The organism is Alteromonas sp. CNT1-28 (assembly GCF_022348345.1).
GTDB classification, from domain to species: Bacteria; Pseudomonadota; Gammaproteobacteria; order Enterobacterales; family Alteromonadaceae; genus Alteromonas; species Alteromonas macleodii.
Genome location: NZ_JAKREZ010000083.1, coordinates 1 through 1614, shown reverse-complemented (window position 1 = coordinate 1614; position 1614 = coordinate 1). Strand labels below are relative to the sequence as shown.

Sequence of the window (1614 nt, the reverse complement as noted above, 5' to 3'; positions counted from 1 at the left end):
AGCTTCAAGCTCTTTCTTATTCATGTTCATCTGCCTATCCTTAACTCTCTATAGAGTAAATTGAGATAGGCAGTTACACAAAATTAGTTACAGTCTCTATCAAAAGGTGTCGTGTGCTTTATAGGATTAGTGTTCGGTATAGGTGAATAGTCAAAATTAAACAGCTTTGCTTCTGATATTTTCCCTTCTGAAATCGCTTGCTCGAAACGCTTTCCAACAGTTTTAGCTGCATTTACTGCAATGTCTCTAACTTCGCTGTTTCGATCATTTACGTCGAAGCTTTCCAGCAGCCTGAAAATATCTTCAGCTTGACTACTCAGTGATAGCGCCTGAGTAGAAACATCAGTGAGGTCGCGCTCTAATTTTTCTGTCGTCGTGTGCAACTGAAGTATATTGGTACTTATACCTGCGCTATGTTCTGCATTATTTTCTACCATTGCTTGCATAGCGCCCATCGATTCCCGAGCTTTTGTAGAGAGCATACTGGAGTGTGAGATAGCTTCTTCGCTCTCCTTTAATTTCACATTCATGTTATCACTAGAGTTTAGCACCGTTTCCATTGTAGCCACTGCGGCCTGGCTACTTGTATTCATATCCTGCAGCAAACTTTCAATTCCTGAGGTGGCATCGGTTGTTTTCTTGGCAAGCTCTCGTACTTCATCAGCAACGACGGCGAAACCACGTCCTTGATCTCCCGCTCTTGCAGCTTCAATAGCCGCATTAAGCGCTAGCATATTTGTTTGATCGGCCAATTGGTTAATGGTGTTTGTTATTGTACTTATTCCCTCGGCCTTACTTTTTAATGTAGTAAGCGCTTCAGATGACGCATTTATGTTTTTAACCAGCTGCTGTTGTTGGCTTAATACTTCTTTTAACGACGTACTTCCGAACTGCGTTTTCTCGTCAGATTCATTCATAGAAGATGCAGCATCCTTGGCAAGATCATCTAACTGAGTTGAGGAAAGTTCTAACTGTTGGAGTCTACCGCTCATCTCGCCGATGTTCGCGACTTGCTCATTAAATGCTTTTGATAACTGTTCTAAAAAGAAAGAGATAGAAGCACCACCAATTGCAATGTTGCTCGCGGCATGACTAACTTTCGTTGCATCATTGCTGTGTGCATTGTTCTTATAATCGTCAGTTAGAACAATTTTACTAGCGGCTATATTTTGGTTTTGAAATACCTTCTCAATAATAAAGGCCGCGAAAAGGATAGTAAGAAACGTAGCAACTGTAGAGATTAGTAGATGTGAAGTAACAAAAGACATCACTACATTAACGAGACCGGCAATAACAGCTAAAACTAAATACTTCATCATGCGAACTTAACATTTTATTAACACCTCAAAAATGTAAAGCGTTTTAAACCAATTATCCATAAGCGGATAGTATTAGTTATGGGGTCAGAGTACTTTATTAAGTGAGCATTGTATTCATTAGCAAATGAAATAAACGCTTCAAGGTACGAGTTGTCAGATTAATGAAGTGAGTAGATTGACTCTACCCCATTAGTAATGGGGTCAGAGTCTGAGGGATCCCCACGAATTTAATTCCATGTGCCTGCGGTCCAGGCCCCGTCGACTATGGAGCTGTACCATTTGAGTGCAGTTTTCC

At 40.6% G+C, this 1614-nt stretch carries 1 protein-coding gene; it reads right to left on the bottom strand.

The window, feature by feature from the left end; all coding sequences use genetic code 11:
• Window positions 1-83: 83 nt before the first annotated feature.
• The gene (locus MHN02_RS21365) at window positions 84-1319 is read right to left on the bottom strand and encodes a methyl-accepting chemotaxis protein (RefSeq protein WP_239247955.1); all 1236 of its coding nucleotides are present in this window, start codon (window positions 1317-1319) and stop codon (window positions 84-86) included.
• Window positions 1320-1614 lie beyond the last annotated feature (295 nt).

What these genes read in the sequence shown, in the direction of transcription:
- MHN02_RS21365 (WP_239247955.1), bottom strand. Translation starts at nt 1,319, where the DNA reads ATGATGAAGTATTTAGTTTTAGCTGTTATTGCCGGTCTCGTTAATGTA.